The 5,982-nt window shown below is 72.7% G+C and carries 5 protein-coding genes and 2 pseudogenes; 3 read left to right on the top strand and 4 right to left on the bottom strand.

Annotated features, from left to right (window positions below; all coding sequences use genetic code 11):
* Positions 1-448 (bottom strand): annotated as a pseudogene (locus tag NON00_RS23850) (hypothetical protein); the annotation flags it as partial.
* A gap of 256 nt (positions 449-704) precedes the next feature.
* On the opposite strand from NON00_RS23850, the gene NON00_RS23845 reads away from it, so the two are divergent.
* Positions 705-1,595 carry a UDP-2,3-diacylglucosamine diphosphatase gene (locus NON00_RS23845; protein WP_256025287.1) on the top strand — a complete coding sequence of 297 codons (891 nt, stop codon included), beginning with the start codon at positions 705-707 and terminating at the stop codon, positions 1,593-1,595.
* Entirely contained in the window at positions 1,595-2,632 is a 1,038-nt protein-coding gene (locus NON00_RS23840; protein WP_256025286.1) for a glycosyltransferase family 1 protein, read from the top strand. The genes NON00_RS23845 and NON00_RS23840 overlap by 1 nt, the downstream gene beginning before the upstream one ends.
* Before the next feature lie 96 nt (positions 2,633-2,728).
* Here the strand turns inward: NON00_RS23840 and NON00_RS24870 are convergent, their stop codons facing one another.
* Positions 2,729-3,346: a hypothetical protein gene (locus NON00_RS24870; RefSeq protein WP_305123546.1), complete on the bottom strand. Its 618-nt coding sequence runs from the start codon at positions 3,344-3,346 to the stop codon at positions 2,729-2,731.
* A gap of 134 nt (positions 3,347-3,480) precedes the next feature.
* Between NON00_RS24870 and NON00_RS23830 the strand changes: the two genes are divergently transcribed.
* A complete protein-coding gene (locus NON00_RS23830) occupies positions 3,481-4,230 on the top strand; it encodes an SDR family oxidoreductase (protein WP_256025285.1) in 750 nt (249 codons plus the stop codon).
* A gap of 117 nt (positions 4,231-4,347) precedes the next feature.
* Here the strand turns inward: NON00_RS23830 and NON00_RS23825 are convergent, their stop codons facing one another.
* Together NON00_RS23825 and NON00_RS23820 are read right to left on the bottom strand one after the other, a co-directional pair.
* Positions 4,348-5,184, bottom strand: coding sequence for an alpha/beta fold hydrolase (locus NON00_RS23825; protein WP_256025288.1), 837 nt, complete (start codon positions 5,182-5,184; stop codon positions 4,348-4,350).
* 300 nt (positions 5,185-5,484) lie between these two features.
* Positions 5,485-5,982: pseudogene (locus NON00_RS23820) on the bottom strand (hypothetical protein); the annotation flags it as partial.

Genomic DNA, 5,982 nt, shown 5'->3' with positions numbered 1-5,982 from the left:
GGCCCAGCAGGCGCGGCGCCCCCGGCTCCGCCGCCACGGCGCGGCCGGCGGCGCCGGCCAGCAGCATCAGCCCGCCCAGCGTCAGCCCCGCATGCAGCGCGCGCAGCGGCCCGGGCGACCACAGGCCGGAGAGCATGCCCCACCCCGCCAGCGCCAGCCCGGCCCAGAGCGCGGCGCCCGAGGGCAAGGGCCAGCGCCCCTGCCGCCGCCGCGCCATCCCCAGCACCGCCACCAGCACCACCAGCGCGAGCGGCGCCATCGCCTTGGATTGCAGCACCGCCACGAAAGGCCCGAGCAGCGCCGCCGCCGCCAGCGGCCAAACCGGGCTGCCCCAATCCGGCTTGCCCCAATCCGGCTTGCCCCAATCCGGCTTACCCCAGCCCAGACTGCCCCATTTCAGCCCCGCATGAAGGCGGCGGGTCTGCCTCGGGGGGGTGGGAATGCTCATGCCGGCCGGGTCCTGCTGCGGGGGGAAGGCGCGCCTTATGCGCGGTGCCGGCCCCGCGCAACAAGAGGGGCGCGGCCCGGGCGCGCGCCCGCCGGCGCGTTTCATCAAGCGCCTGTCACGCCAGCGTCACGGCACCGTCGCACGGCTCCGATATGGGCCAGGGCGGAGAAGCCGCGGACACGAGCTGCGGACGCAGACACCCCGCCGCGCCGGCGGAGCCGCCCGGCCCGGGACCACAGCCAAGGGAATCCGGATCATGACCCCGAGCCCAGCCCCGCGCCGCTACCGCGCCCTCTTCCTCTCGGACCTGCATCTGGGCCAGCGCGGCTGCCGGGTGGACCTGCTGCTCGACTTCCTCGGCCGGGTGGAGTGCGAGCAGCTCTACCTGGTGGGCGACATCATCGATGGCTGGCGGCTGCGCCGCTCCTGGTACTGGGATGCCGGGCACGATCAGGTCATCCGCCGCATCCTCGCCATGGCCCGCGCCGGCACGCGCGTCACCTACATCCCCGGCAACCATGACGAGGTGTTCCGCGACTGGGCCGGGCCGGAATTCGACATCGCCGGCGTCGCCCTGCTGCGCGAGGCGGTGCACGAGGCCGCCGATGGCCGCCGCTTCCTCCTCATCCATGGCGACGAGTTCGACAGCGTGGTGCGCTACGCCAGCCTGCTCGCCCATCTGGGGGACTGGGCCTATGACGTGGCGCTGCTGCTGAACCGCTGGTTCAACGCGGCGCGGCGGCGGCTCGGCTATCCCTACTGGTCGCTCAGCCAGTGGCTGAAGCGGCAGGTGAAGGAGGCGGTGAAGGCGATCGACCGCTTCGAGGTCGCCCTGGCCGAGGAAGCCCGCCGCCGCGGGCTGGACGGGGTGATCTGCGGCCATATCCACCACGCCGAGATGCGCATGGTGAACGGCATCGCCTACATGAATGACGGCGACTGGGTGGAAAGCTGCACCGCCCTGGCCGAGCACGCCGATGGCCGCTTCGAGCTGCTGGACTGGGCCGCCGAGCAGCGCCGCCGCCACGCCGCCCCCCGCACCGCCATCCACGCCGCCATCCACGCCGGCCCCCACGCCGCCCTGCCCGCGCCCGCGGCGCCCCCCCACGCCACGCCCGCCGTGCCCCCCATGGCCTCCGCCGGCTGATGCGCCTGCTGATCGTCAGCGACGCCTGGGCGCCGCAGGTCAATGGCGTGGTCCGCACCCTCGGCATGGTGGCGGAGGCGCTGCGCCGCCGGGGGGACACGGTGACGGTGCTCGGCCCCGATGGCTTCCCCGCCCTGCCCGTGCCAGGGGAGCCGGGGCTGCGCCTCGCCCTCTTCCCGCGCCGCCGCCTGGCCGCGCGGGTGGCGGCCCTGGCGCCGCAGGCCGTGCACATCGCCACCGAGGGGCCCCTGGGCTGGGCCATGCGCGGGCTGTGCCAGGCGCGCGGCTGGCGCTTCACCACCGCCTTCCACACCCGCTTCCCGGACTATCTGGAGGCGCGGCTCGGCCTGCCGGCGCGCTTCTCCTGGCCCGTGCTGCGCCGCTTCCACGCCGCCGGGGCGGGCACCTTCGTCGCCACCGGGCCGCTGCGCGCCGAGCTGGCGGCGCAGGGCTTCCACAACCTGCGCGACTGGTCGCGCGGGGTGGACACGGCGCTGTTCCGCCCCGCCCTGCCCGATGCCTTCCCCGGCCTGCCCCGCCCGATCTTCCTGCATGCCGGGCGGCTGGCGGCGGAAAAGAACATCGAGGCCTTCCTGGCGCTCGACCTGCCGGGCAGCAAGGTGGTGGTGGGGGATGGGCCGATGCGCGCCAGCCTGCAACGCCGCTTCCCGCAGGCGCATTTCACCGGCTTCCGCCATGGCGAGGCCCTGGCGGCCGCCTATGCCTCGGCCGATGTCTTCGTCTTCCCCTCGCGCACGGACACCTTCGGGCTGGTGCTGCTGGAGGCACTGGCCTGCGGCACGCCGCTGGCCGCCTATCCGCAGCCGGGGCCGCAGGCCGTCTGCGGCACCGCGCCGGAAGGAGGAGCGGTCGGCGTGCTGGAGGAGGATCTGCGCGCCGCCTGCCTGCGCGCCCTGGTGCTCAGCCGGGAGGCCTGCCGCGCCCGGGCAGAGATGTTCTCCTGGGAAGCCTGCGCCGCGCAGTTCCGCCGCCACCTGGTGCCGCTCTGCGGCGGCGCGATGGAGGAAGCGGCCTGATTCAGGGCGATTCGTTCTTTTTTGGAAAAAAGAACCAAAAAACTTTTTTCAGTGCAGCGGCCCGCCATGCCGAGAGACGGCGGCAGCCTGAAAGAATCATTTGCCAAGGCCGGGGATCAGTCCGGGTGGCAGGCCCTGCGGCAGCGCCACCGCCTGATAGCCCGGTGGCACCTGGAAACGCGCCGGGTCCTGCGGACCGTAGGTGACCTGGAGGGCCTCCAGGCTCCCCTCCCCGCCCGGATGCCGGCCGCTGGCCCGCAGCACCAGCCCATCCGGCGTGACGCAGAGAGAACCTTCGCCCTGGCGCTGGGTGACCGTCCAGACCTCGCAGCGCAGACCGGCCACGCTGTCGCTGCCGGCGCGGATCATGCGGGTGCCGGGCGGCAGCTCGTCGCTCAGCGGCAGCGGGCCCTTGCCCGGCAGTGGCACCACCATGCGGGTGGCATCCACCACCATCTGCGCCTGCCCGGCGCCAAGATCGGCCAGCACCCAGCCGGGCAGGCCCGGCGGCTCCAGCCGCACCCGCTGCGCCGCCGCCAGCCAGGCCGCCGGCACCGTCTGCGGCGGCTGCCGCCCCGACTGCACGCGATAGACCACCGCCACATCCCGGCTGGGCCGCAGCGGCACCGGAGAACGCTCCGCCCGCGCCACCTCCGGCAGGGCCAGGACCAGGAGGGAGGAGAAGGAAAGGGCCAGGAAAAGGCGCTTCGTCATCGGGTGGCTCCTCGCGCGGGCGGCCAATGGACTGACCAGGGGGCTTGCCAGGAGGGGCTCGCCAGGGGTGGCTTGCGTGTCCGCCCGGACCGCCGCAGGCTGCGGCTCAAGGCTGCATGAAGGAAGGAAACCCCATGAGCAAGATCGCCGTGGTCACGGGCGCGGGAAGCGGCATCGGCCGCGCCACCGCGCTGGCGCTGCTGGGCGCGGGCTGGAGCGTCGCCCTGGCCGGCCGCCGCGCCGAGGCGCTGCAGGCCACCGTGGACGCCGCCGGCGAGGCCGCGCCACGCTGCCTGCCCGTGCCGACCGATGTGGGCGATGCCGCCTCCGTCACCGCGCTCTTCGCCGCGGTCGAGGCGAAATGGGGCCGCTGCGACCTGCTCTTCAACAATGCCGGGCGCGGCAGCCCGGCCGTGGATTTCGACGAGATCAGCGATGAGGACTGGTTCGGCGTCGTCGCCGCCAACCTGAACGGCGCCTTCCTCTGCGCCCGCGCCGCCTATGCGCTGATGAAACGGCAGGAACCGCGCGGCGGGCGGATCATCAACAATGGCTCGATCAGCGCTTACGCGCCGCGCCCGGGCTCCGCGCCCTACACCGCCACCAAGCACGCCATCTCGGGGCTGACCAAGTCGATCAGCCTCGACGGGCGGAAATGGGACATCGCCTGCGGCCAGATCGACATCGGCAACGCCGCCACCGAGATGACCGAACGCATGAGCCGGGGCGTGCCACAGGCCAATGGCACCATGATGGTCGAGCCGCGCATGGATGTCCGCCATGTCGGCGAGGCGGTGCTGCACATGGCCTCCCTGCCGCTGGAAGCCAATGTGCAGTTCATGACCGTCATGGCCACCAAGATGCCCTTCGTCGGACGGGGGTGACGGCGGAGGAATCAGCGAAAAATCAAAAGAAGCGTTCTTTTTTGGAAAAAAGAACCAAAAAACTCTTTCAGAGAAAGGCGCCGCGACCTCCAGGCCGCGGCGCCCCAGACCAGGGCGTCAGCCGCGCACGAAGGCCAGCAGGTCGGCGTTGAGCGTCGCCGCCTCGGTCGTCAGCATCCCGTGCGAGTAGCCGGGATAGACCTTCAGCGTGCCATGCCGCAGCAGCTTCACCGCCTTCAGCGCGGAATCGGCGATCGGCACGATCTGGTCGTCATCGCCATGCAGCACCAGCGTGGGCACGGTGATGGCCTTCAGGTCCTCCGTCTGGTCGGTCTCGGAGAAAGCCTTGATGCCGTCGTAATGCGCCTTGGCGCTGCCCATCATGCCCTGCCGCCACCAGTTCTGGATGACGCCGGGCAGGACCTTCGCATTGGGGCGGTTGAAGCCATAGAAAGGCCCGGTCGGGACATCGAGGAACATCTGCGCGCGGTTGTCGGCCACGCCCTTGCGGAAACCGTCGAACACCTCGATCGGCAGGCCCTCGGGGTTGGCGGCGGTCTTCAGCATCAGCGGCGGCACGGCACTGACGAGCACGGCCTTGGCCACGCGCCCGGAAGGCTGGCCATGCTTCGCCACATAGCGCGCCACCTCGCCGCCGCCCGTCGAATGGCCGATATGGACGGCATTGCGCAGGTTCAGGTGCTCGACCACCGCGAAGGCATCGGCGGCGTAGTGATCCATGTCATGCCCCTCGCTGACCTGCGCGGAGCGGCCATGCCCGCGCCGGTCATGCGCCACGACGCGGAAGCCGTGATGCAGGAAGAACAGCATCTGCGCGTCCCAGTCGTCGCTGGAGAGCGGCCAGCCATGATGGAACATGATGGGCTGCGCATTCCGCGGGCCCCAGTCCTTGTAGAAGATCTGGACGCCGTCGCGCGTGGTCACGGTGGACATGGTGGGCTCTCCTGGGGCGGGGGACGGGGTGGCGGCATGGGCCGCCTGGGGCAGGCTCGCGCCGGCGATCAGCGCGGCCGCCATCTCGAAGGCCTGGCGCCGCGTCGGCACGAAGCCGGAAAGGGTCTCCACCGGCGGGGCTTGCGGTGCGTCCTGCCGGGGGCGGTCTGTGCTCTGCGCCACGGGCGCTCTCCTGTGCTTCCCCGGCCGTGACAGGCCGGGGTCGGGAGGCAGACTAGGCGGGCGGCCAGGGCCGGGCTTGACGGATCGGGTCCGGGTTTGACGGATCGGCCACTCTTCTCACGCCTCTCCGCCCCGGAGCGCGCCCGGCGGCATGCCCTGGGGGCAGGCATGGCGCAGGCGGCGCAGCAGCGCCGGGCCATCGGCGGCGGCGAAGCCCACGGCATCCGCCCAGCGGCTTTCCACCAGCCGGATGGCCTCCGCCGCGCCCATCCGGCCGGAGACGAGCAGCGGCCAGCGGAAGGCCGCGCGCAGCGAGGGCTGCGCCTGCCCCGGCGGCAGCGGCCCGGCGAGGTGGACGAAGCCCAGCTCCCGCTCGTTCAGCGCCGCCAGCAAGTCCACCGCCCGCCATTCCGCCGCCCGCGAGTCCATCACTGGCAGGCCGCGCAGGCGCACGCCCAGCCGCTCCGCCCCCCAGCGCGCCAGCGCGGCATCCAGCCGGCACAGCAGGCGCCACGGCTCCAGCCCCTCCGCGTCGAATTCCAGCCCGTCGCAGCCGGCCGCCATCGCCGCCGCCGCGCGCGCCACGCCGAAGGGCGGCTGGATCCTCGGCCGCGG

Source organism: Roseomonas sp. GC11, from assembly GCF_024437745.1.
GTDB lineage: Bacteria > Pseudomonadota > Alphaproteobacteria > Acetobacterales > Acetobacteraceae > Pseudoroseomonas.
This window is presented reverse-complemented; position numbering and strand designations above follow the sequence as displayed.